The 23,561-nt window shown below is 69.5% G+C and carries 16 protein-coding genes, 6 pseudogenes and 1 CRISPR repeat array; of the genes and pseudogenes, 12 read left to right on the top strand and 10 right to left on the bottom strand.

Features of this window, described 5'->3' with window-relative positions; genetic code table 11:
* Nucleotides 1–1,046: 1,046 nt before the first annotated feature.
* The gene (locus tag IE308_RS00265) at nucleotides 1,047–1,505 is read right to left on the bottom strand and encodes a hypothetical protein (RefSeq protein WP_190216042.1); all 459 of its coding nucleotides are present in this window, start codon (nucleotides 1,503–1,505) and stop codon (nucleotides 1,047–1,049) included.
* A 247-nt stretch (nucleotides 1,506–1,752) separates the two neighbouring features.
* Here IE308_RS00265 and IE308_RS00260 point away from each other — a divergent pair, with 247 nt between their 5' ends.
* The 4 genes and pseudogenes from IE308_RS00260 to IE308_RS00250 all read left to right on the top strand — a co-directional run bounded on the left by IE308_RS00260 (nucleotide 1,753) and on the right by IE308_RS00250 (nucleotide 3,997).
* Nucleotides 1,753–2,010 carry a hypothetical protein gene (locus IE308_RS00260; RefSeq protein ID WP_190216041.1) on the top strand — a complete coding sequence of 86 codons (258 nt, stop codon included), beginning with the start codon at nucleotides 1,753–1,755 and terminating at the stop codon, nucleotides 2,008–2,010.
* Between the two features lie 3 nt (nucleotides 2,011–2,013).
* On the top strand, nucleotides 2,014–2,265 hold the full coding sequence (locus IE308_RS37595; RefSeq protein WP_506005316.1) for an Rv1352/Rv1906c domain-containing protein: 252 nt from the start codon (nucleotides 2,014–2,016) through the stop codon (nucleotides 2,263–2,265).
* 146 nt (nucleotides 2,266–2,411) lie between these two features.
* Nucleotides 2,412–3,147, top strand: a pseudogene (locus tag IE308_RS00255) (DUF6879 family protein).
* Nucleotides 3,144–3,997 (top strand): annotated as a pseudogene (locus IE308_RS00250) (helix-turn-helix domain-containing protein). Before IE308_RS00255 ends, IE308_RS00250 begins: the two co-directional pseudogenes overlap by 4 nt.
* A gap of 762 nt (nucleotides 3,998–4,759) precedes the next feature.
* Here the strand turns inward: IE308_RS00250 and IE308_RS00245 are convergent.
* From IE308_RS00245 to IE308_RS37385, 8 genes and pseudogenes are all read right to left on the bottom strand, one after another.
* Nucleotides 4,760–5,752 (bottom strand): chymotrypsin family serine protease, encoded by a 993-nt coding sequence (locus IE308_RS00245; RefSeq protein WP_190216040.1) that lies wholly within the window; start codon nucleotides 5,750–5,752, stop codon nucleotides 4,760–4,762.
* Nucleotides 5,753–6,248: 496 nt separating this feature from the next.
* Nucleotides 6,249–6,565 (bottom strand): annotated as a pseudogene (locus tag IE308_RS37565) (IS5 family transposase); the annotation flags it as partial.
* 54 nt (nucleotides 6,566–6,619) lie between these two features.
* Nucleotides 6,620–6,865, bottom strand: a pseudogene (locus IE308_RS37560) (transposase); the annotation flags it as partial.
* Nucleotides 6,866–6,945: 80 nt separating this feature from the next.
* Nucleotides 6,946–7,554, bottom strand: coding sequence for an SMI1/KNR4 family protein (locus IE308_RS00230; protein ID WP_190216037.1), 609 nt, complete (start codon nucleotides 7,552–7,554; stop codon nucleotides 6,946–6,948).
* 143 nt (nucleotides 7,555–7,697) lie between these two features.
* Nucleotides 7,698–7,931, bottom strand: a complete 234-nt coding sequence (locus tag IE308_RS00225) for a hypothetical protein (protein WP_190216036.1) — start codon at nucleotides 7,929–7,931, stop codon at nucleotides 7,698–7,700.
* 155 nt (nucleotides 7,932–8,086) lie between these two features.
* On the bottom strand, nucleotides 8,087–8,530 hold the full coding sequence (locus tag IE308_RS00220) for a transposase (RefSeq protein ID WP_190216035.1): 444 nt from the start codon (nucleotides 8,528–8,530) through the stop codon (nucleotides 8,087–8,089).
* 162 nt (nucleotides 8,531–8,692) lie between these two features.
* Entirely contained in the window at nucleotides 8,693–8,968 is a 276-nt protein-coding gene (locus IE308_RS00215; RefSeq protein ID WP_190216034.1) for a hypothetical protein, read from the bottom strand.
* 1,459 nt (nucleotides 8,969–10,427) lie between these two features.
* A complete protein-coding gene (locus IE308_RS37385) occupies nucleotides 10,428–11,243 on the bottom strand; it encodes an 8-oxoguanine DNA glycosylase OGG fold protein (RefSeq protein WP_373314475.1) in 816 nt (271 codons plus the stop codon).
* Between the two features lie 1,183 nt (nucleotides 11,244–12,426).
* On the opposite strand from IE308_RS37385, the pseudogene IE308_RS37555 reads away from it, so the two are divergent.
* The 8 genes and pseudogenes from IE308_RS37555 to IE308_RS00180 form a co-directional block, all read left to right on the top strand.
* Nucleotides 12,427–13,098 (top strand): annotated as a pseudogene (locus IE308_RS37555) (CRISPR-associated endonuclease Cas3''); the annotation flags it as partial.
* Between the two features lie 258 nt (nucleotides 13,099–13,356).
* Entirely contained in the window at nucleotides 13,357–15,345 is a 1,989-nt protein-coding gene (gene cas3, locus IE308_RS00210) for a CRISPR-associated helicase Cas3' (protein WP_444545353.1), read from the top strand.
* On the top strand, nucleotides 15,332–17,095 hold the full coding sequence (gene casA, locus IE308_RS00205; RefSeq protein WP_190216033.1) for a type I-E CRISPR-associated protein Cse1/CasA: 1,764 nt from the start codon (nucleotides 15,332–15,334) through the stop codon (nucleotides 17,093–17,095). Before cas3 ends, casA begins: the two co-directional genes overlap by 14 nt.
* Nucleotides 17,092–17,769 (top strand): type I-E CRISPR-associated protein Cse2/CasB, encoded by a 678-nt coding sequence (casB, locus tag IE308_RS00200; RefSeq protein ID WP_190216032.1) that lies wholly within the window; start codon nucleotides 17,092–17,094, stop codon nucleotides 17,767–17,769. Before casA ends, casB begins: the two co-directional genes overlap by 4 nt.
* Before the next feature lie 9 nt (nucleotides 17,770–17,778).
* Nucleotides 17,779–18,975: a type I-E CRISPR-associated protein Cas7/Cse4/CasC gene (gene cas7e / locus IE308_RS00195; RefSeq protein ID WP_190216031.1), complete on the top strand. Its 1,197-nt coding sequence runs from the start codon at nucleotides 17,779–17,781 to the stop codon at nucleotides 18,973–18,975.
* On the top strand, nucleotides 18,972–19,712 hold the full coding sequence (cas5e, locus tag IE308_RS00190) for a type I-E CRISPR-associated protein Cas5/CasD (protein ID WP_190216030.1): 741 nt from the start codon (nucleotides 18,972–18,974) through the stop codon (nucleotides 19,710–19,712). The genes cas7e and cas5e overlap by 4 nt, the downstream gene beginning before the upstream one ends.
* Complete coding sequence (gene cas6e / locus IE308_RS00185; RefSeq protein WP_190216029.1) at nucleotides 19,712–20,500, top strand: type I-E CRISPR-associated protein Cas6/Cse3/CasE; 789 nt, start codon at nucleotides 19,712–19,714, stop codon at nucleotides 20,498–20,500. Before cas5e ends, cas6e begins: the two co-directional genes overlap by 1 nt.
* Nucleotides 20,497–20,766 (top strand): annotated as a pseudogene (locus IE308_RS00180) (type I-E CRISPR-associated endonuclease Cas1e); the annotation flags it as partial. The gene cas6e and the pseudogene IE308_RS00180, both read left to right, overlap by 4 nt.
* 606 nt (nucleotides 20,767–21,372) lie before the next feature.
* A CRISPR array of direct repeats spans nucleotides 21,373–22,315; the repeat unit is 26 nt; unit sequence CTCCCCGCACCCGCGGGGATGGTCCC.
* Nucleotides 22,316–22,409: 94 nt separating this feature from the next.
* On the opposite strand, the gene IE308_RS00175 reads toward IE308_RS00180, so the two are convergent.
* Nucleotides 22,410–23,072, bottom strand: coding sequence for a hypothetical protein (locus IE308_RS00175; protein WP_190216028.1), 663 nt, complete (start codon nucleotides 23,070–23,072; stop codon nucleotides 22,410–22,412).
* Between the last annotated feature and the right edge of the window lie 489 nt (nucleotides 23,073–23,561).

The following is a 23,561-nucleotide window of genomic DNA, read 5'->3' as shown; positions in this document are numbered from 1 at the left end:
CGGGGAGACAACCCGCAGTTCACCCCCGTGCTGGAAGCTATCCGGCTTCCTCGGCTCGGCCTAGGCTGGCCACGGGTTCGTCCAACGCGGGTGCGGGCCGACGAGGCGTATTCTCGACCGCGTGCCGGGCCTTGTAGTCCTCACGGTCGAAGGCCGGAGTTCGCGCGCGACGATGCCTCACCGGCAGGCTCCGGGATCGTGCAGGGCCGCCCGCCACTCGTCCCCCGCCGCTTGCGGTGGCCGAGGATTCCCCGCCGCCCCAGATAGGCACGGCTGAGTAAGTGGTCGTCTCAGCTGGTGCGGATGTCGCATGCTGCGGTCTGGGCCGTATGCCTGGCGAGTGGGTTGGTCTGGTCCTGCGGGTGGGTACTCCAGGCACACGGGGCCGGGGTAGAAGGCTTTGCTGTCCCAGCCGGCCATCGCCTCGCCGATGAGGTAGCGGTACAACCACTCGGCGAAGGTGATGGGGTGTCCGACCCAGTCGCCCTCTGACCCTTGCACCACCACACCATCGGGGAACCCGTGTACCCACGGGGCTACGAAGACCGCAGCTCCTTGATCGGTGGTGGCGATGGGATGTCGAACACGATCAGGTGGGCGGGCCGGTCCGCTGCAGCCTGCGCTGCGCTGCGCCGCGGCCTCGGCGGCGGGCGCGCACAGTTCACCGAGGTGCAGCCGACCGGCATGGGCGACGACCAGCTCGCCGTCCAGGGCGAGCGGCCGGCCGAAGGAGAGGGCCGCGGCCGCCAGCTCGGGGAACGAGCCGGTGAGGTCAGCGCCGTTGCAACGGCAGCGCCCGGTAACCGTCGGGCTTCTGCCAGATCGCGAGGCCTCCCGGCAGCGCCCGGTCAGGGGGCGGCTCGGGCCACGCCTCGGCGAGCATCGGCTGGATTGGCGGTGTCAGGGCCACAGCCCACATGTGCGCGCTGGCCGGGCGGGACGCACGTTGACCAAGCGTGTCGGCACCGCCAGGTGCTACGGCAAAGTCAGAAGGATTTCGTCGGCTCACCGGCGGGTCGACGAGGGCCTGGCGGTTGCCGCGGTCGTCACTCGGTGATGGGCTCCTCTGGGGTCCCGAGGTGCTTGACCAGCCAGTCCATTACAGCTTCGACCAGGCGAGCCAGGGTGTGCGTGAGGTCACTGAGATCGTCTTTGGACATAGAGTCGAAGCGGGGGGCTGCGTTCCCGCGGGTGAAGCGCATCGCCTGGTACGTCTCAGGTAGCGGGTCATGGAGCCACGCTCCGTGGACGTAGCCGTGCCGGCGGTTGAGAGCAGCGTCGATCTCCTTCATGAGGTCGATGATCTCCGTCTGACTGGCTTCGTCGACGGCGGGGTTGACCTTGGCGAGCTCGCGGATGAGTTTCGTTGCCTGGCCGCCGCTGGCTCCATGTATCCAGAGATGGGCGTAGGGGCTCTCGGAGAGGTTGATGGCGATCAACTGTAGCCGCAGTTCGAGTTCCGCTGCCGTGCGGACCATGAGACCGAGGAGGGCGTACAGCTCCATGTCGTCACGGCCCACCTGTTTTTCGTCGTCCAGGGCGGGAGTGTGCCAGGCGGGGTGGACTGGACCCCGGCTTCTTGCGCATCAGCTCGCCCCCTTTCGCGCGGCGCGCTTCAGTGCGCCGCTCGGGGTTGGACGAGCAGACTTGCGGGCGAACTCGATCCGTGGTCACAGCAAGGACACACAGCCAACACGCCGTCTCTACGCCGCGCATGATGCCCCTGAACAGCACACACTCTCGGGGGGAACCATGCGCACCCACACCATTACCGCAACCGCTGCCCTGATGCTCGCCCTCACGGCCTGCTCCAGTGGCGGCGAGGGGACTGCGAAGCCCTCACCCTCGGCCAGCAAGGTCCCCGCTGCGCCTGGTGGTGAGGCGTCGGCCACGCCCTCCGAGCTCTCGCCGTCGGAATCGCTGAGGCAGGCGCAGGAGGACTTCGAGCAGACGCTGAAGGACCTCGACAACTCCCTCGGTGAGACCGTGGGTGTGCAGGAAGGCACCTAGGAGATCACGAACACCGAGCCCTCGTACGACGATCCCTACAAGGCGCTGGACGACGAGTACCTCGCGCCGGGTACCTACACCTCGAAGGGGCCGGCAGACGGATCGTCCCAGTGTTACTGGGCGCGGATGGGGGACGCGTCTGGCGAGTCCACCATCGCCAACGATCTGACGACGGGCCGGGCGATCGTAGAGCTGGAGGAAGGGGACTTCTTCAAGACCTCCGGCTGCAAGCCGTGGACCCACTCGGGCGACTGATCCGCTCGCCGAACGGCGGCCGCCTGAGCCTGATTGCACGCAACCTGTGCGGCTGCCCGTCGCTGCGCAATCCGCTGCAATCCGTCGGCGCCGCAGCGGCAAACCCAAGCATCCTGGTACCCCAACCACCGAACGGGGAGGCGGACATGACGCTGAGGTTCATCGGCACCACCAGCGACGAGGGCGACTGCTCGACCCTGTACGAGATCCCGGAGACGGACGAGATTCTCGTGCAGGGCGACCGCGAGACCGATCCGGGCCACCTCGTCCAGCTGCGCGACGTGAAACCGTCCGAGACGTTCGTGCGGGTGCCGCGCAGCCTCCTCGTCCGCTACGCCCCGCGCACCGACGGACCGCAGCTCCAGCCGTTCAGCGCGATCGCTCACCTGTTCCGCGAGTTCCGGCATACCGCCTGGCGGCTGGAGACGCGCCGCGGCTACGCGTCCGACCGGCGCAGCCCCAAGTGGCAGCGCTGGCAGGCCGAGGAGCACATCGCGGCCGAGCCCAGCGCGTGGCTGGAGAGCGTCGCGGCGCATACCGCGGCCGGGAAGCGGTTCGAGCGCGTGCGCCTGGTCGACGAGCCTGCCACCGAGGGCCAGCGGTTCCTCCTCGCGAGCGCGCCGGGCAACGTGGCCGCCGGCGAGGACATCCGCAACCTCACCCGCACGCAGGCCGAGCAGCTGCGCCTGCCCGACTACGACTTCTGGCTGTCGACTCCAAGATCGTGGCCCGGTTCGCGTTCGACGAGGACGACACCACGCTCGGCGTGTACGTCACGGAGGACCCGGCGGATGTGCTCGCCGCCTGCCAGGCCCGAGACGCCGCCTGCACCACGCTGTGCCTACAACGGAGTTCGCGAAGCAGGTAGCTTCCACTTTGTGAGCACCGACCACCAGACCGCGCGCGAAGCCCTCGGCGCGCGCCTGCGCGAGCTGCGCGCCGAGGCCGGTCTGGAAGGCAAGCAGATAACTGCCGCGCTCGGCTGGCAGACCTCCAAGGTGCCCGGCTGCAGAACGGCAAGCAGACCCCCACCCGCGAGGATCTCACCGCCTGGGTGCAGGCCATCGGCCGGCCAGACGCGGAGCGGGAGCTGCACGGTCCGCTGGCCGTGCTGAACGTGGCGTCGGCCCGGCACCGCTCCTGGCGCCGACAACTGGCCGACGGCGGCGCCCGCGGCCGGCAGGAGATCGGCGTCAAGCTCACAGAGAAGACGCAGCAGATCCGCGGCCTCGAGGTCTCCCGGATCCCCGGCCTGTTCCAGACGCCGGAGTACGCGGGGACGCTGTTGGACAGCCTCGCCCAGTTCCGCGGGATCCCGTCGGGTATCGAGGCGGCGGTCGCGGCCCGAATGCGCCGACAGGAAGCGCTCTACGACCCGGACAAGACGTTCCACTTCGTCCTGTGTGAGGCCGCCCTCTACCACCGGGCCTGCCCTGCGGACGTCATGGCCGCCCAGCTAGACCGGATGTACAACCTCGTCGGCCATAACCGCATCGAGCTGGGCATCATCCCCTTCGGCGCGCAGCTGCGCCGCACCATTCCGCACGCCTTCTGGATCTACGACCGGCGCTTGGTGATCGCGGAGACGATCAGCGAGGAACTCTGGCTCACCGCTGACGAAGACCTCACGCTGTACGAACGGGCCTGGGAGTGGCTGACGGATTCGGCGGAGTCCGGGGCGCAGGCCCGCCGGCTGATCGGCCGTGCACGGGCCTCTCTGGACCTCGTGTAGGCAACCGGCCGCAACCCGCGCGCCCGCGTGCACAATCGCGCGCAATCGCCGCACAGGCCCGCAATCGCCCTGCATACGGTGCTGCGCATGGCCGTCCTGAAGACTCCCATCGCCGAGTTGCACAGGGCTGGGGACGCGTGGCTCGCCGGTTGCTCACCGCACCCGGACCTCGCGCGCGAAATCGAGCCCGTCCCCGGGACCGCGGGCTGTCGGGTTTCGGCCCGGGCCCCGGGCGCGGGGCTCTACGGTGCAGCGGTGAGCAACGAGGGGATACCGATCGTGGGCGGGGACGGACTGCAGGAGGTCGACGAGGTCTTGGCCCAGGCCCTGTCTGCACAGGGAGAGCAGGGCAGGCGGGCGCTGGGCCTGCTGCGGGACGCGCGCCGCCTCTTGGCCGGCGCCGGGCTGGAGCGGTCGGCGGAGGTCGCGGAGTCGTGTCTGCGGGGTGCGATGGATGCCCTGCTGAAGTCCCCCGGTGCTGAGGAACAGGACGACAGGGTGGGTGTTGGGGCGGCGGCCAGGGGTCTGCTGAAGGCGGTCGACGCCCTGTCCACCCCTGCCGGCCCGGGCGGCTCCCTGTTGAAGCGCTCCCTGTCCGCGGCCGCCGCGGCCGGTGTGTTGCGCGGTGAACTCGCCCATGGGATTAAGGCGAGGCCGTGTCGCGACTCCGAGCTACTCACCACCGGATTTCAGGCCGGATATGTATCGGTTGCCAAACCGCTCACGAAAACGCACGTAGCGCGACTGTCAGGTCAGCGACGGTCATGCGGGATCCCAGACGAGGGTCACGTTGAGGCGTTGCTCCACCATGGTTATGTCGCTCATCAAGGCCCGTCGCCCGCCCTCATTGTTGCCGCCCCACAGCAGACCGACGGCGTTGTTCGTTCCGGACTGCAGGACGACCGAGCCCGAGTCGCCGCCCCGGGCGATGATCCCGTCCGGGCACTCCGATGGGAGGTAGAAGATGTCGAATTGGTTGGCCATCGCGAACTGGTGCCCACTCGGCGGGCTACCCCAGTGCCATGGCACTGCGAGCGCCACGCCGACAATCAGGCCGCCGGTGGGTCCGCTTTGGGAGCCGCGTTTACGGACGAACATCCCTACCGTCGGCGCCAGAGTTTGAGCGACCGCACCGAAGCCGTCGGCGATCTCGTTGGAAAACTCTCTGACGTCCCCGTCCTGAGTTACAGCCTCGTCCAGATCGAAGATGGCGGCGTCCACCTGCCGCCCCAGCCACAGCGTTCGCCCCGCCGGAGTCGGGATTGTTTGCTTCACGGGGGAATCGAAGTCGATCACCTTCCCCAGGCTGGCGCTCAGGTCCGGAGTGGAGCCGATGGGCATCGGAGGCGCCTCGGGCTGGAAGACCCGACTTTCGATGTCACCGGAGACGTGATGGCAGGTCAGGCCCACAAGGGTGTTGTCGTCATTGCGCATGACCACCGCGCCGAGTGTTCCAGAGGCCTGTGGCGCCTGCTGGATCTGTACTCCGCCCATGAGAGTGTCATGTGGCCCGCTGTCTGGCGTAAACAAAGGTTCGATGGGGAACTCGACGACGCAAACGGGCAGGTCTGCAAGCTGCGTGGGCAACTCGGGCACGTCCGTCGCATCGTCGACGTAGACCCGCACGGCCAATTCCTCGAAGAACTCCTCGTTTTCCTCCCGCATGCCCAGCCCCACGCCGTTGACACCTTGCAGGTCGCTCAGCTCAAGGGCAGGAACCTGCAGCTCAGTGATCAGTTCTTCCGGGATCTCCATGACAACCCTCACCAGACGACGGTCGCGACTTCGCCCAGCTAGACGGTGCGTTCGGTCAATTCATGTCCGGCTTCGACTATTCCCGCTTCAGCCGAGGAAGTCTTCTCCGTCACCTGGCCCCACGCGTAGCCGGCTTCCGCCCGCGGCGACGGACTGATGGCAGTGGCCGGTTTGTCCGGCCCGTGGCCGTCGCACCTGGTACCCGTTCTGACGCCGGAAGGGCGCGGCGCAGCTACGTTGAGTGAGGTCGACCGGCGCCCTGCCGTCGGCTGTGTCACACCGTTCAGAAATCGACGTCCGAACGGCATGCCCCCTCTCCCCGTATTTCCATCGTGGCACCTTTGCGGCAAGCCGCAACCGCAGTCGGACTGAGCGACCTCACCGGGCCCTGCGTGCTGGGTGCCAGCCACAGGTCGCACCGCGCTGGCCGGCGAGCCGAGGCTGCACAGGCGCGTCGCAGCGCGATGTTGCCGCGGCGAAGGCCATCTCCTTGCCGACGTTGGGCGCGGACGATGGTGGAGTCGACCGCGACATCCCAGCAATCTCGCCTGCGGCGTCGGCCGCGGCCTGGATCTGCTGGAGCAGACGCTCCCAGGTTCCGTCAGCCGACAACAGCCGGTGGCGTGCATAGACGGTCTTCCGGGGCCCGAACCGTTCAGGCAGATCACGCCACTGCACGCCAGTCCGCGCCCGGTGCAGAATCCCCTCGATCACCTGCCGGTGGTCCCGTCACCTGCCACAACGCCTGTTACTGACAGGCAGGAACGGCCGCAGCCGTTCCCACTCCGCATCACTCAGATCGTCCCGCCCCATGGCTGTGTGCTGGTGGGCTCTGACGATGGTGGAGTCCAGTGCGACCAGCCAGTCCACCTCTGCCTGCTGCTGAGCCGCGGACAAGATGCGGTCGAAGGTTCCGTCGGCGGCCCAGCGGGCGAAGCGTCCGTGCACGGTCTGCCAGGGACCGAACCGTTCCGGTAGTTCCCTCCAGGGCACCCCGGTGCGGAACTTGAACACGATGCCCTCCAGCACCTGGCGGTGATCCCGCCACCTGCCTCGGGCCCGGCCCGCAGGCGGCAGCAACGGCTCGATCACCGCCCAAGTAACGTCAGACATCTCCCCATCCCTCACGACCAGTCCAACGATCAGATGATCGGAAAGACACTGCCTAGCGGTCGTCTCAGCTGGTGCGGAAGTCACATGCCGCGGTCTGGGCCGTATGCCTGGCGAGTGGGTTGGTCTGGTCCTGCGGGTGGGTACTCCAGGCACACGGGGCCGGGGTAGAAGGCTTTGCTGTCCCAGCCGGCCATCTCCTCGCCGATGAGGTAGCGGTACAACCACTCGGCGAAGGTCATGGGGTGTCCGACCCAGTCGCCCTCTGACCCTTGCACCACCACACCATCGGGGAACCCGTGTACCCACGGGGCTACGAAGACCGCAGCTCCTTGATCGGTGGTGGCGATGGGTATGAGGCCTTCGGCGGTTCCGAAGCTGAGCTGGGGAAGTCGGCAAAAGACGCGAGGGTCGTCGTCTGGCCCAGTGATGTAGGACTCCCATGTGCTGTCGGCCCAGACTTCCGATGCCGAGCGGATCTTCTCGCCCAGGTTCCACCAGTGTGAACTGGGGTGGGACAGGATCAGGTGTTCGTTGATCTGCACTGGTGCGTAGGCGTCGACGATCTGCTTGTAGTCCGCCGGAAGCGTTCTGCCGAGTTCTTCCTCCAGGCTGAGCCAGGCGGCGGGATCGGCGTAGCGTTCCTCTCCGGGGCCGAGCATGTCGAAGACGGCCTTCAGGTAGTCGGTCATGGCGGTCGTGTCCTTCGAAGATGCTTGCCTGGAATCGTTCGTGCCAGCATCGAGCAGCCCTCCTGTCGACGGTCGGCCGGGGTCCTCGTTGTCGCTACGAACCCCAACCCGCTGCGGCCAGGTGAGGAGTCCGGACTGCTCGATCAGCCCTCCGGCCGAAGCCGCTGACGAGCCGCCCCAAGCCGCTGGTCATAGTCAGGCGCGAACAGCTCAGGAAACACCTTGTCGAGCGTTCCGGCGATCTGATGGATCGGCGCCCAGACCGCCGGATCGTCGACAACGCGGCTGAGGTCCGTCTTCTGGAGCTTCTCCAGCCAGTGCGACAGCACCAGTGCCTCGTCACCCGTGGGCTTGATCGTCACCTGGCTGTCGCTCATGCACACCCCTACGGCTCGGCCCGCCCTCGACCGCACGAACCTACTGGCCTTGGACCGTGATCAAGGCCATAGGGGTACCCCCCACGTGCCCGGTCGGGCATCCGCTGGCGGGGACCAGCAGGGTATACCGGCCAGTGCCCCCTACAAAACGCAGGTCAACGCCTCGCCAGGTCAGACCCAACGCGGATGCGCATCGGGTCGGCGGCGCGGCCATCCGGGCTTGCCGGCCACGGGTGGGATGCCGTCGACCAGGACCAGGGTCTGGGTGACATCGTTGCGTTGGCCGCGGTGGTGATGACCTCGAGCGGGGTGCCCTTTCTGTCGCAGATCAGGTGGTGTTTACTGCCCGTCTTCCCGCGGTCGACCGGTGACGACCGGTGGCCTCGCCCCCTTTTTTTGCGCGGATGTGGGAGGCATGCACGCAGGTCCGGGGTCCAGTCCTGGGCGCCGGCGGCGTGCAGCTCGGCGAGCAGGATGCGGTGCAGCTTCTCGAAGACGCCCGCCTCGTGCCACCGACCGAGTCGGCGCCAGTAGGTCTGTCCGGAGCCGAACCCTAGCTCCAACGGCAGCAGTTGCCAGCTGATGTCGTTGTAGAGCACGTACAGGATGCCCTACAGGCACAGCCGGTCGTCCACCGGCTTCGGGCCGGGAGCCTTCTGCGGCCAAGTCGGCAGCAACGGCTTGATCAGCGCCCACAGTTCGTCGTCCACGATCCACGGCCGATTCCCCACACCTCACGAACGGCAGAAGCGTCCTACTGGTCACGCCCGGCCAGCACGCCTCGACAAGATCGTGTTACGGACTCTTAGCCTTGGATTGCCGCTGGTCGTCTTGCAGAGTCGCTCACACTCACTTGGCGCCGCTGAGCTGGTATCGGGCCCAGCCTCCCTGCCCAGCGATAGCGCCACGATGTCGACATCGTGTTCGGTCATGTTCTGGTCTATGTAGTCCCGCAGTCCCTCGCTCTCGTCGGTTGCCGAGGCGCTTCCGTTCTGGCCGGCGGTCTCTACACCCGCTTCCGTCGGTCTCTCAGCCATGGGGCGGACCGTACCTCTTCGGTCTGACAAGCTCTGGGCCATCTCCGCAGCTGCGGAGGGCAGCAGTACATCGGCTGGTCGTGCAACACCGTCTGGGGACCATCCCCGCGGGTGCGGGGAGCAGGCCGCCGAATTCCCCAGCGCGGCGCGTTCGCGTAACCATCCCCGCGCGTGCGGGGAGCAGATCGACACCGAACGGATGCCGTCCTTCACGTCGGGGCCATCCCCGCGCGTGCGAGGAGCAGAACATGCTGTTGAACTGGTCGCGGATCTCCTGGGGACCATCCCCGTGGATGCGGGGAGCAGCGCGATGGCCCGGCGCCCAGACAGCCGTGGGATCATCCCCGCGCGCGGGAAGCACGCGACCGGAGTCGCGTCCGGGTAGCCGTGCTAGCGACCATCCCCGCGGGTGCGGGAAGCAGGAGGCGAAGCAGTTCGGCATGTTCGCCATGGTGGGACCATCCCCCGCGGGTGCGGGGAGCAGACGCTGCGGCCGTCGGAGGACACGCAGGGCCGAGACCATCCCCGCGGGTGCGGGGGAGCAGAGCGGTCCGGCCACGCCGTGCGCGATGCCGACAGGACCATTCCCGCGGGTGCGGGGAGCAGGTGTCCTCGGCACGAACCACGACCTCCGAGAGGGGACCATCGCCGCGGGTGCGGGGAACAGCACCACAACGGCCAGATCCTCGACGGCGCCGAGGGACCAACCCCGCGGGTCCCGGGAGCAGACCGCCTGGCGGTCACCGTCGCTCATCCGGTAGGGACCATCCCCGCGGGTGCGGCGAGCAGTCCAGGGCGGCCTTACGGCCGTCCGTGATGACGGGACCATCCCCGCCGGTGCGGGGAGCAGAGGGGCGTCGTCGAGGGCCCGATGTACAGCAAGGGACCATCCCCGCGGGTGCGGGGAGCAGAGCGGTCCGGCCACGCCGTGCGCGATGCCGAAGGGACCATCCCCGCAGGTGCGGGGAGCAGCGGCGTCCGTCACGTGGACGAGGGTTGCCAGGGGGCCATCCGGGTGCAGGGAGCAGGTCCTCCATCGCCACCTACCTGATCCGCGTGTGGGACCATCCCCGCGGGTGCGGGGAGCAGTCGTGCCGCTCTCCGGCGTCACGGAAAACGTGGGGACCATCCCCGCGGGTGCAGGGAGCAGGGACAGACCCCCCGGGGCAGTACCCGCTGCGGGACCATCCCCGCGGGTGCGGGGAGCAGGGACAGACCCGCCCGGGGCAGTACCCGCTGCGGGACCGTCCCCGCGGGTGCGGGGAGCAGCGTTCGCGTTCGGCGCGGGCCTTGAGGATGTCGGGACCATCCCCGCGGGTGCGGGGAGCAGCCGGGGCACCACCTTGCCCAGGCCAGCGCCGCCGGGCCATCCCCGACGACGCGGGGAACAGACGCCGGTGCCGTCGCCCCCGGAGCCGCTTCAGGGAGCCGTCCCAAGGGCGAAGAGCAGAACAGGGTCTCAGTCGGTTGGATCCCAAACTCCGCTAAAGAGCGCCAGCTCGAGCAGGTCCGGGCTCAGCGAATCTGGCCACTTGACCCCGGTCGAGACAAGCTGGCTGGCTGCGGCAGTCATCCACCGCAGGTAAACGCCATACCGGTGTGGAGTCCAGCCGCCGTCCGACCAAGCCCATGCCGCCGTTGCCACAGGGGAGGGAAGGCACATGCCGATCCCGACCTGTGTTGCATGGGCTCGCACGACCCGCGCGACCCGTTGGTCAAGAATCAGCGCAGAAGGTGGGCGTGAACCTTCCAGGGCCAGAGCCAGGAAGTACAGGAGCTTGGTGAAAAACGCAGGACCCAGGCCTCGAACCGCTCCTCGCATAGTTCTGTAGGCGGCGACTGCGTCCTCTTTGCCCAGCGCTGTCACAGCTCGCTCTATCACCGTGTTGACCCCAGCGTCCTCCAAAATGCCCTCCAGGCGATGGGGTCCGTATGCGGCTCTCCCCTGGCCCCACACGTATGAGGCTACAAGGGCTTCACTCCACGCTTCGCGTTCAACTGCATCACGAACTGCGGCGACCACTTCGCTCCGGCTGACCAGAGCAACAGCCTCCTGACCCCGATCCGCGAACCGTTCTGGCCACGGTCCGATACGCGCCCAACGCGCTGGCACGTACGCAACGGCATGACGGCCAACGCCCGCTACATACCGGGAACCATCTCGGGACAGCCAGCAGCCGATAGCGTCAATCGCAGTGGCCGGCAGTAACTGCTTGCATAGCTCCGCATCTAGCGCATCGGCCAAGTCCTGTCTTGTCACCTTCGCACCCCTCATTGCCGCGAATGACGCCATCCTGGCAGACCCCCTGACAAGCAGATGCTGGATGGCAGCCGTTTGCAGGGCCGTTCCCCGCCTGCACGAGGAGCAGTCGAGGCTGGCGTGCTGAAGGGAGGTCGGGTGGGACCATCCCCGCGGGTGCGGGGAGCAGTGCGGCGGCGAGGATCTCGCCTCGCTCGTCGAGGGACCATCCCCGCGGATGCAGGTGGGAGCATCCCTGCGGGTGCGGGGAGCAGACCTCCACGTACGGGCGGGGGAAGGCCTGATCGGGGTCATCCCCGCGGGTGCGGGCAGGACGACGCCGAGGGCGGTCTCGGAGCGGTGGGGACCATCCCCGCGGGTGCGGGGAGCAGACGTTCGAGGTGGCCGCGGACGTCGACCCGGAGGGATCATCCCCGCGGCTGCGGGGAGCAGCCAGCGTCCACCCCGATGGCGAAGACGTGGTAGGGGCCATTACCGCGGGTGCGGGGAGCAGGCATCGACGACCTGGAGCCCGGGCTCCGCCTCGGGACCATCCCCGCGAGTGCGGGGAGCAGCTCGGCGCGGTCGGGGCCGGGCCGCACCCGGAGGGACCATCCCCGCGGGTGCGGGGAGCAGACGGTGCGGACGGCATCGGTGCCGGCCGCCTGGGGACCATCCCCGCGGGTGCGGGGAGCAGGCGGCGGGCTTCTCGTCCAGGTCGGGCGCGTCGGGACCGTCCCCGCGGGTGCGGGGAGCAGGCCGTCGCCCAGGAACAGCGCATGCGGGCGCTGGGACCATCCCCGCGGGTGCGGGGAGCAGGTGCTTACTGTGACTCCGCATTCGGCCGGATGGGGACCACCCCCGCGGGTGCGGGGAGCAGTCGGCGGTCGCATCGACCACCAGGCCGACGTAGGGACCATCCCCGCGGGTGCGGGGAGCAGCTCGGCGGGGTCACCGCCTCCTGGAACGGGCAGGGACCATCCCCGCGGGTGCGGGGAGCAGACTTGCTGACCTGCGAGTTTATCGCCGCAGAGAGACGTTTTCTGTAACTATCATGCATTCCGACAAGTCGGCTATTTGAGGCATTCGGTCTCGCGGATGGTTCTCACGGGAGCGGGGAACGGGTGATCCTACGTGACGGTGACGGCTGTTTACCTGCAGGTGCTTCTGTTGGCTTGTTTTGGTGTGAGGTGGTGGTCGCTGCCTGTATCAATCGCTCATGAGCGACGATGGGAGTGCTCGTTCCGGCCTGTTGGGCCGGCTCGGGGGGTCGGCCCGGTCGGTATGGGCGAAGTATGACCGGGACACGGATGGGTGGTTGCCGTTGTGGCGGCACATGGAGGATGCCGCTGCGGTGGCGGGCCTGTTGTGGGACCGATGGCTGCCGGTAGGGACGCGCGGTCTGGTGGCCGAGGCCTTGCCGCAGGGTGATGCGGACGCACGTGCCCTCGCTGTGTGGCTTGCCGGTGTGCATGACATCGGCAAGGCCACGCCGGCGTTCGCCTGCCAGGTGGATCAGCTCGCCGAGACGATGCGTAGGCACGGGCTGGAGATGCGCTCGGTGAAGGCAATGGGCCCGGACCGCCGGATCGCGCCGCACTCGCTGGCCGGGCAGGTGCTGCTGGGGGAGTGGCTGGAGGAACGGCACGGGTGGGCGCCTGCCCGGACCGGTCAATTCACGGTTGCCGTGGGCGGACACCACGGCGTGCCGCCCGAACACGCGCAGATCACCGCCCTGTACGAGCATGAGGAGCTGTTGCGCACTCGTGGTGCGAGCGGCCGTGTGTGACGGCAGATGCAGACCGAGCTGCTCGACGCCTGCGCTGAGCATTTCGGTGTGGCGCAGCGGCTGGCGGGATGGCGGGCGGTGAAGCTGCCGCAGCCGGTGCAGGTGCTGCTCACCGCGCTGGTCATCGTCTCTGACTGGATCGCCAGCAACCCCGACCTCTTCCCGTACTTCCCCGATGGCGCCTCCCGCAGTGACCAGGAGCGTCTCGCCGCGGCCTGGCATGGACTGGACCTGCCGGAACCCTGGCGTGCCGAGGGAACAGCGCAGAGCGCGCAGGAGTTGTTCGCCTCGCGTTTCGAGCTGCCGGCTGGAGCGCGGATACGCCCGGTCCAGGAGGCGGCCGTGGAACTCGCCCGGGAGATGGAGGCGCCCGGTCTGATGATCGTTGAGGCGCCGATGGGGGAGGGGAAGACGGAAGCGGCGCTTGCAGTGGCCGAGATCTTCGCGGCGCGCTCGGGCGCGGGAGGGGTGTTCTTCGCCCTGCCGACCATGGCCACCGGCAATGCCATGTTCCCTCGTCTGCTGGACTGGCTGGAGCGGTTGCCTGGGGTGGCCGGCTCTCGCCGTTCGGTGTATCTGGCCCATTCCAAGGCCGCTCTCAATGAGGACTTCGCCGGTCTGATGGCCCGTGCGGGGCGGGTCGTGGCTGTCGGGGTGGACGAGGGGGCGCCCGCGCCTCGGCAGCGGCATGACGAGCCGCACCGTGCGGCTGCCGAACTCGTGGCGCATGCCTGGCTGCGTGGCCACAAGAAGGCCATGCTGGCCTCGTTCGTTGCGGGCACTATCGATCAGTTGCTGTTCGCCGGGCTGAAGAGCCGTCACCTGGCGCTGCGGCACCTTGCCGTGGCGGGGAAGGTCATCGTCATCGACGAGGCCCACGCCTATGACACGTACATGAGCGTGTACCTGGACCGGGTGCTGTCCTGGCTGGGGGCCTACCGGGTGCCGGTGGTGGTGCTGTCCGCGACCCTGCCGGCCTCCCGCAGACGCGAACTCGTCGAGGCGTACTCGGGCCGGGCCGATGCCGACCTGGAGACGGCCGCACCGGATGCGTATCCGCTGCTGACGGCAGCCGCTCCGGGCGGCACCGCACAGTGCCTCCGCCCGCAGGCGTCGGCCCGGAAGACGACGGTCTGCTTGGAACGCCTCGACGACGGCTTGGATGTTCTTGGCGACCGGCTGGAGAGCGAGCTGGCCGACGGCGGGTGCGCGCTGGTGATCCGGAACACGGTCAGGCGGGTGCTGGAGACGGCTCGCGCGCTGCGTGCAAGGTTCGGGGCCGAGAACGTGACGGTGGCCCACTCGTGCTTCGTCGACCTCGACCGGGCCGGCAAGGACACCACACTGCTGCGTCTGTTCGGGCCGCCGGAGAAGACGGATGGCCGGCCTGAGGGTCGGCACATCGTGGTGGCCAGCCAGGTCGCCGAGCAGTCGTTGGATGTCGATTTCGACTTGCTGGTCAGCGACCTGTGCCCTGTTGACCTGCTGCTGCAGCGCATGGGGCGCCTGCACCGCCACCAGCGGGGGCGGGGACAGGGGGAGCGGCCCGAGCGGCTGCGGAGGGCGCGCTGCCTGGTGACGGGAGCCGACTGGGCGGCGGAAGTGCCCGCCCCGGTGCGGGGCTCGGTCGCCGTGTACGGGCAGTACACCCTGCTGCGATCGGCCGCGGTGCTCCTACCTCACCTGGACGGCGGGTCCGGTCGGCCGGTGCGGCTTCCGGCGGACATCAGCCCTCTCGTGCAGAGCGCCTATGGGGAGATGCCGGTCGGGCCGGAGCATTGGCAGGACGCGATGAAGAAGGCACGCGAACAGTTCGAGCGGCACCGCGACGACCAGGCTCGGCGCGCCGCAGTGTTCCGTCTCGGGGGCGTCGGCAAACCGGGGCGTCCGCTGTTCGGCTGGGTCGCGGCCGGAGTGGGGGACACGGACGACACCCCCACCGGGCGGGCCCAGGTCCGCGACAGCCGCGACAGCCTGGAAGTCGTCGTCGTCCAGCGCCGCAGCGATGGAAGTCTCGTCACCCTGCCGTGGCTCAAGCCGGACAGCAAGATGCGGCAACGGGCCGGCCTCGCCCTGCCGCAGGACGCCACACCGGCGCGGTTCGCGGCCCATACGGCGGCGAGCTGTGCACTGCGGCTCCCCATGCAGTTCTCCGGCGAGACCATGGACCGGGCCATCCGGGAACTGGAGCAGCTGTACATGCCCAAGTGGCAGGGCAAGGACAGCCCTTGGCTCTCCGACCAGCTGATTCTCGCTCTCGATGAGGATTGTCAGACCCAGCTGGCAGGATTCTCGCTCCAGTACAGCCCTGACGACGGTCTGAAGGTGACCCAGGATGCAGACGACTGAATTAGCCGGTGCCGGTGCGGGCGAGGCGCCGTCCTTCGATCTGACCCGTCGGCCGTGGATCCCGGTGCTGCACAGCGACGGTTCTCAGCAGGAGTTATCGCTCTGTGAGGTCTTCGCCCACGCCGGTGATCTGCGCCGTGTCGTGGGTGACCTGGCCACTGGGGAGTTCGCCCTGGTGCGCCTGCTGTTGGCCATCGCGCACGACGCCCTGGACGGCCCCGGCAGCATTGAGGAGTGGGCGGAGCTGTGGGAGGACCCCGATTGCTTCGCCCCCGTCCAGGCCTACTTGGAGGAGCATTGCGAGCGGTTCGACCTGCTGCACCCGCTCACGCCGTTCCTGCAGACCGCCGGGCTGCGTACCGCGAAGGACGAGGTGTTCTCCCTGAACCGGATCGTGGCCGACGTGCCCGCGGGGGAGCCGTTCTTCACCGCGCGGATGCCGGACGTGGAACGGCTGTCCTTCGCCGAGGCCGCGCGCTGGGTCGTCCACGTCCACGCCTACGACACCTCCGGCATCAAGACCGGCATGGTGGGCGACGACCGGGTCAAGGGCGGCAAGGTGTATCCGCTGGGTACCGGCTGGGCGGGCGGGCTCGGCGGCGTCTTCGTGGAGGGTGCGACGCTGCGCGAGACGCTGCTGCTCAATCTGGTGGCGGCGGACACCGAAGCTCTCGACTTCTGCGCCGATGACCGGCCGGCCTGGCGCCGTGAGCCGTGCGGGCCGGGGTCCGACGGCCGCGGTGCGAGCGGCCCGCGCGACCTGTACACCTGGCAGTCGCGCCGGGTGCGGTTGCACCATGATGCGGACGGCGTCCACGGTGTCGTCCTGGGCTACGGAGACCCGCTCGCCTGGCGGAACATGCACCGTGGTGAACCGATGACCGGGTGGCGGCGCAGCCCCGCGCAGGAGAAGAAGCTGGGGCAGTCACCCGTATACCTGCCTCTAGAGCATGACCCGGCCCGCTCGGCCTGGCGGGGGATCGCCGCGCTCCTGGCCGACCGGCTGGAGGAGACCGGCGGCGCCGGCGGGCCGTCGCGTCTGCGGCCGCGGATCCTGGACTGGGTCGCCCGTCTGGTGACCGAGGGCCACCTTCCCCGACGTTTCCTTGTCCGAGCCCGGGTGGCCGGGGTCAGATACGGGACCCAGCAGTCCGTGATCGACGAGGTCGTCGACGACCGCTTGGTCATGCCGGTCGTTCTGCTCCACGGGCAGGACCCCACGTACGCCCGGCAGGCCATCGCCGCGGCCGAGGACGCCGATCGGGCGGTGCGGGCCCTGGGGGACCTCGCGGGCGACCTGGCCCGGGCGAGCGGCGCCGAGCAGGAAGGGCCGAAGGCCGCAGCCCGTGCCGAGGGGTTCGACGCGCTGGACCACCCGTACCGCGGCTGGCTGTCCGAACTGGCGGAGGTTGACGACCCGTTCGAGCACCGTGAGACCTGGCAGCGTCTGGTACGGCAGACGGTGGGCCGTCTCGGGGACGGCCTCATCGCCGGCGCGGGCGACGCGGCCTGGCAGGGGCGGATCCACACCGGCGACAAGGGCGGCACCACCCTCTGGCTGAACACGGGCCTGGCCGACGTGTGGTTCCGGGGGCGACTGTCCCGAGCGCTCGGGGACCCCGGCTCTCCCCGCTCTGCGGGCCACGGCGGAAGCGCCACCGCCCCGGACGACGGGCCGCCCCGGCCGGGGTCCGCCGACCTGCTGCCGGAAACCGATCACGCCGCGACCGCCCTGGAGGTGCACGCATGACCCCCGCAACGCCCGTATCCCCAGCGGCTGTACCCGTCGCGGTCCCGGTCCAGCGGCGGGTCGCTGACCTCGCAGCCACCCTCATCGGCCACTGGCAGCAGGGATACCTCCAGGACAGGCCCCAGGCCGTGGCCGCCTTGGCCCGCCTGCGCCGCGGTGCGGGCTGTGAGGCGGGCCAGACTCCCGATCTGTGGAGCCTGATCGACACCGATCCGCTGCACACCCGGGCCGACAGCACCCGGCCCTTGAGCGAGCGGGAGCTGGTGCGCGCCGAGAACGCACTGCACGCCGCCTGCACCCTGTGGGCCTTCCACCAGCAGTCCCGCGGCACGCCCATGCACCGCCGGCACTCCCGGGAACGGCCGGGCGGCCTGGGCGCGGCCGTCCGGCGTCTGATGCCGGCCGACGGCACCGACGAGCCCGCCCGCAAGCGTCTGGTCCGTGCGGGCACCGCCCCCGACCTCGTCACGGTCGCACAGCGGCTGCGCGACATCGTCGCCTTGCTGCGCCGCGACGACATCCCGCTCGACTACGCCCTCCTGGCCGGCCAGCTCTACGTCTGGCAGTGGCCCGACGGGCCCGTCACAGTCCGCCGCGCGTGGGGTCGCTCCTTCCACGAACAGCGACAGACCCAGCCGGCCTCGGACGAGAACACCACCTCGGACAGCGAATAAGGACGCCTTGTGAACCGTATCTTCCTGGACGTACACGCTCTGCAGACCGTCCCGCCCAGCAATCTGAACCGGGACGACACGGGCTCGCCCAAGACGGCCGTCTACGGCGGGGTCCCCCGCGCGCGTGTCTCCAGCCAGGCGTGGAAGCGGGCCATCCGCACCTACTTCAAGGACGAGCATCTCCTCGATCCCGCCGAGCTGGGCGTGCGGACCAAGAAGGTCGTGGAGCTCCTGGCCGACCGGATCACCGGCCTGGATGCGTGCGTCGCACAGGAGACGGCGCTCACGCTCGCCGACGAGGTCATCAAGGCCGCGGGCATCAAGACGGAAGTCCCCAAGCGGAAAGCCGATCAGGCGAAGAAGGAAGCAGGCCCTGCCCCTGCTCCGGAAAGCAAGTACCTGGTCTTCCTCAGCTCCCGGCAGCTCGACGGCCTGGCCCGCCTTGCCCTCGAAGGCGCAGCAGACATCACGGCCTTCTTGAAGGCCAAGGAGAACAAGGCGCGCGCCAAGGAACTCGCGGACACCCGGCACTCCGTGGACATCGCCCTGTTCGGCCGCATGGTCGCCGACGTGGCCGACATCAACGTCGACGCCGCCGTGCAGGTCGGGCACGCCCTCAGCGTCCACCGGGTGGACACCGAGTCCGACTACTACACCGCCGTCGACGACGAGAACACAGACGAGGAGACCGGCGCCGGAATGATCGGCACCGTCGACTTCAACTCCGCGACCCTGTACCGCTACGCCGCGCTCGGCGTGCACCAGCTCGCCGCCAACCTCGGCCAGGGCCTGCGCGAGGACGAACCGCGCACCGAGCCGGTACGGCGCGCCGTCGACGCGTTCGTCCAGGCCTTCGTCTCCTCCCTGCCCACCGGGAAGATCAACACCTTCGGGCATCACACCCAGCCCGACGCGGTCATCGTCAGGCTCCGCGCCACCCGGCCGATCAGCTACGTCGCCGCCTTCGAGGACCCGGTCCGCAGCGATGGTGGCGGCCACCTGCGCGAGGCCGCCGACCGGCTCGCCGCTTACGCCGCAGATGTCGAGCGCGCCTACGGTGACCCCGAGACCACCCGCACCTGGGTCCTGCGTGTCGGCTCCGCCACGGGCAAGCTCGCCGAGCTCGGCACCGAGACCGGCACCCAGCGCGAACTCACGGCCGCCGTCGCCCAGGCCGTCGCCGAGCGCCTGGAGAAGCCCGCGTGAGCCGCACGGGCGTTTTCGCCCTCCGCCTGGCGGGCCCCCTGCAGTCCTGGGGCGCCACCTCCCGCTTCACCCGCCGCACCACCGAATCGGCCCCGACCAAGAGCGGCGTCGTCGGCCTGCTCGCCGCGGCTGCCGGCATCGAACGCGGCGACGACTCGCGCCTGGCCCCTCTGGCGGCGCTCCGCTTCGGCGTCCGCGTTGACCAGCCTGGCACCCGCATCCGGGACTTCCACACCGCCCACCACGGCGTCACCGGCGCCTCTATGCCCCTGTCCGAACGCTTTTACCTCGCCGACGCCGTCTTCGTGGCCGCACTCGAAGGCGACCACTCCCTGCTCACCAGCCTGCATGGCGCCCTGCGCAGCCCGGTGTACCCGCCCTACCTCGGACGCCGCTCTTGCCCGCCCACCGAACCGGTCGGCCTCGGACTGTACGAGGACGCCCGTCTGGAGGACGTACTGGCGCGCGTGCCCTGGCAGGCATCCGCCTGGTACCGCAGGCGCCACCCCAACCCGCGCACCCTGACCGTGCTCCGCGAGACAGCCCCCGGCGAGCCCGTCACAGCGGCAGACGTCCAGCGCGACCAGCCGGTCAGCTTCGACGCCGCACACCGGCGGCACGCACTGCGCACCGTCGCCACCACCGTCGTGCCCACCCCCGTCCCGGCCGGCAGCGGCCCCAGGGAGACGCACGACCCGTTCGCCGCCCTCGATGTCCTGGAGGATGACAGCGTCTGATGTTCATCACCCGCTTCCGCGTCAACACCGCGCGGCACGGCGTCCGCCGCCTGCTGTCCTCACCTCAGGCCATGCACGCGGCCGTCATGTCGTCCTTCCCGCACATCCTGCCCTCCGACACCCCGCAGCACGGCGCACCGCGCGTGTTGTGGCGCCTGGACCAGCAAGCCCGCGCCGAGGTACTGCTGTACATCGTCAGCCCCGACCGTCCCGACCTGACCCACCTGGTCGAGCAGGCCGGATGGCCCGCCGTCGCCGGCCCCGAGAATCCAGGCTGGCAGACCCGTTCCTACGCTCCGCTCCTTGACCGGCTGGCCGCCGGTGACCGCTGGGCATTCCGCCTGACCGCGAACCCCGTACACACCATCCGCCGCAAAGAAGGCGAACCCCGCAAGATCACCGCCCATCTCACCCCCATCCACCAGATGGGCTGGATGCTCGACGAAAAACGCCAAGAACGCCTCGGCTTCCGCATCTGTGAGAAACCGTCCGACCGCCGGCTCCTGCCCGAGGGCACCACCCACCAAAAGCGCCCCCACCCCGGCGACCGCTACGAACTGGCCATACGAGACACACGGCCCCTCGCCTTCGACAAGACCCGCAGGGCGGGCGACCGCCGGGACAAGCCGGTCACCGTCGTCACCGTCACCTTCGAAGGCCGACTGGAGATCACCGACCCCGACGCCCTGCGCCGCACTCTCACCCAGGGCGTAGGCCGGGCCCGCGCCTACGGCTGCGGCCTCCTCACCCTCGCCCCCTTCACCCATCCCACACCGAAAACGCCATGAGCACACCCTCCCAGCGCCCGGCACTGGCCCCCCGCCAGCTCACCCGCACCGACGAACGCCTCTCCTTCGTCTACCTAGAACGCTGCACGGTCCACCGCGACGCCAACGCCATCACCGCCCAGGACGCCGAAGGCACCACCCACATCCCCTCGGCGACCATCGGCACCCTCCTTCTCGGCCCCGGCACACGCGTCACCCACCAGGCCATGAGCGTGCTGGGCGAGACCGGAGCGGCAGTCTGCTGGGTCGGCGAACACGGCGTGAAACGCGACCTCCGCCGGGCCGGCTCCTCAGAACGGGCCACCATCCGGCTGGAGGAGGGCCGCCAAACGCCGACGCTTTGGGAGAGGCTGATGCACATCAATGAGCTTTTGTCTCATTTATCGAAGTCGGAGAAAGTGCTCGGAAACTGCCCCCAGCGCCCGTAAAACCGCAGGTCATTCAGTCTGCTCCCCGCACCCGTGGGGATGGTCCCACGGAGGCCGGCCGGAAGAACGGCGAGGCCATCTGCTCCCCGCACCCGATGGTCCCTCCGGGCGGGCGCCCACATCCAGACCCAGGCCCTTCTCCCCGCACCCGTGGGGATGGTCCCTGCGGAGGGGGATCTCGTGCGGCCACAGCGGGCTGCTCCCCGCACCCGTGGGGATGGTCCCATGCTGCTCACCAAATGGCCGGTCCGGCGCAGCTGCTCCCCGCACCCGTGGGGATGGTCCCAACCCCCTCCCGCTCAGACGTTCGCCATGCAACTGCTCCCCGCACCCGTGGGGATGGTCCCAGGTTCGCCACCAGCAGGGGGAGGTCCGGGTTCTGCTCCCCGCAGCCGTGGGGGGATGGTCCCTGCACGGCGGCCTCCTACACGAGTTGCACCTCCTTCTCCCCGCACCCGCGGGGATGGTCCCATCACCGCGCCGAACAGCGTCACCGTCACCGACTGCTCCCCGCACCCGCGGGGATGGTCCCTGGACGCTGCGCAGGTTGCCGAGCCCGGTGGACTGCTCCCGCACCCGCGGGGATGGTCCCTGGCCGCGATCCTGCTCGTACCAGTGGGCTTCTGCTCCCCGCGCCCGCGGGGATGGTCCGCAACAGGCCCCGCCGAAGCGGGGCCAGTACGTCTGCTCCCCGCACCCGCGGGGATGGTCCCGAGGAGGAAGGCGAGGAACTGTTGGACGGCCTCTGCTCCCCGCACCCGCGGGGATGGTCCCGACCGCACGGTCCCGCTGATCTTCTTCGACTCCTGCTCCCCGCGCCCTCGGGGATGGTCCCGCACGTCCCTGTGGCGCACCAAGCCAGAGGCTCTGCTCCCCGCGCCCGCGGGGATGGTCCCTTCTTCCCCACGGTGGAGGTCACCCTGCCGTGCTGCTCCCCGCACCCGCGGGGATGGCCCCCAAGGTCGGTCATCCTCGGGCACCCCCGCCAGCTGCTCCCCGCACCCGCGGGGATGGTCCCAACGGCATGCTCATCGGCGTCAGCGTCCTCGGCTGCTCCCCGCACCCGCGGGGATGGTCCCCCCCCCACTTGATGCGGTCCTGTCCCTCCTGGTCCTGCTCCCCGCACCCGCAGGGATGGTCCCCAGGACATCGGCACATCTTTCGGTCGTGCGGACTGCTCCCCGCACCCGCGGGGAAGGTCCCCCGACAGAGACGTGAATCTTCTCGGGGAGCGGCTGCTCCCCGCACCCGCGGGGATGGTCCGCCGGGTCTCCTCGGTGGTGGCCTGCGCCCGGAGCTGCTCCCCGCACCCGCGGGGATGGTCCCTCGATGTCGACGGACGGCTTCGGGCCGCGTCCCTGCTCCCCGCGCCCGCGGGGATGGTCCCCAGCGTGCCCTGCGGATGCGCGACATGGGCGCGGCCGGTACGTCGTCCCCGCGGCGTCGTCAGTGTTGCGCGCGGTCCTGCCACCCGCCGCAGATCAGGCGGCGCGCTGGGGAGGTTTGGTTCCCCGGGAATTCCGTATCCTCGCTGGTGCCCGGCCGACCGGTCCCCTTCGGCGTAGGCAGTGCCGTAAGTCCTCGGCGAAAGGCCCCGCGCAGCAGGCGGATGATGCGACGCAGCCGAGGGCCACTCCAGCGACCGACAACTTGAACGCGACTCTGCCCGGTGCCTCGGGCGGCGGTCCGAGCCGTTCGTCGACGTGGCCGCGTGGATCGACTGTTACGACGACGCGCGATCCTTCAGGCGACTGCTCACCCTGTAGCTGGTGTGTGGTTCCGTCGGGCAGCCGTACGACCACCCCGGAGGCGTCGCCGTCCGGTGTCGACAGATTCCACTGCCGGGTCACGACCCCGATCACCGGGACTCCGCGGTCATGCAAAGCCTGCTGGTCGGAATCTTGCTGGCCGAAGTGCAGCACGAAGCCGTACGCGGAGACCATGAGCAGGCCCATACAGGCTCCGACGACCCAGGCCGTCTTCTCGCGGCCGTGGGAGGAGAGGTACATGGCCGACAGCCCCGGGACGAGCAGGCCTACGACCACCCCGCCGCACGCCATGAAGAAGGCCAGCGGGTTCCGATGCCCCTGCGATGACAGCGCCAGCAGCGGCCATGCCGTAGCCAGGGTGAACCCGGTCGCCACGAACGACCCTACGGCGAAAACCCCGAGCCATGCCCCGGCGCGCCCGGCCGCCCTGAGCACTGCTGGCCCCCGCGAACTCGCCATGCCGCCAGCGTGACCGCGCTGCCCGCAACGGGCAAGCTTTTCGGCAGACGTCCCTTGGTGTTGTGCTGAACTGGGTTGCGGAACCGGCGCCGGCACCCAGTGCGGGGAGGGGGCAAACCGTGAGTCAAATGGGTCGCAACGGACACCTTCTGACGACGTCGGCGTCCGGTCGGGCGCCTTGGCTCTTTGTCCGGCTTTCCGGTCGGTTTGACGATGGCGTCATCACCGCGGATTTCTCCGAGCCCCAGATCGGCAGCTCTGTTTCGCACCGACGCCCCCTCGGTCGAATCCGGAACCGGGCATGGCAGACCCGCGCGGCTGGTGCCCCGGCCGTGCCCCGTCTGCGGGCGTGGGCCTTGGGCACGGGGGCAGGGCGGCGATGATGATGGCGGCCGAGCTGGAAAC

The organism is Streptomyces griseosporeus (genome assembly GCF_014656055.1).
GTDB classification, from domain to species: Bacteria; Actinomycetota; Actinomycetes; order Streptomycetales; family Streptomycetaceae; genus Streptomyces; species Streptomyces griseosporeus.
This window is presented reverse-complemented; position numbering and strand designations above follow the sequence as displayed.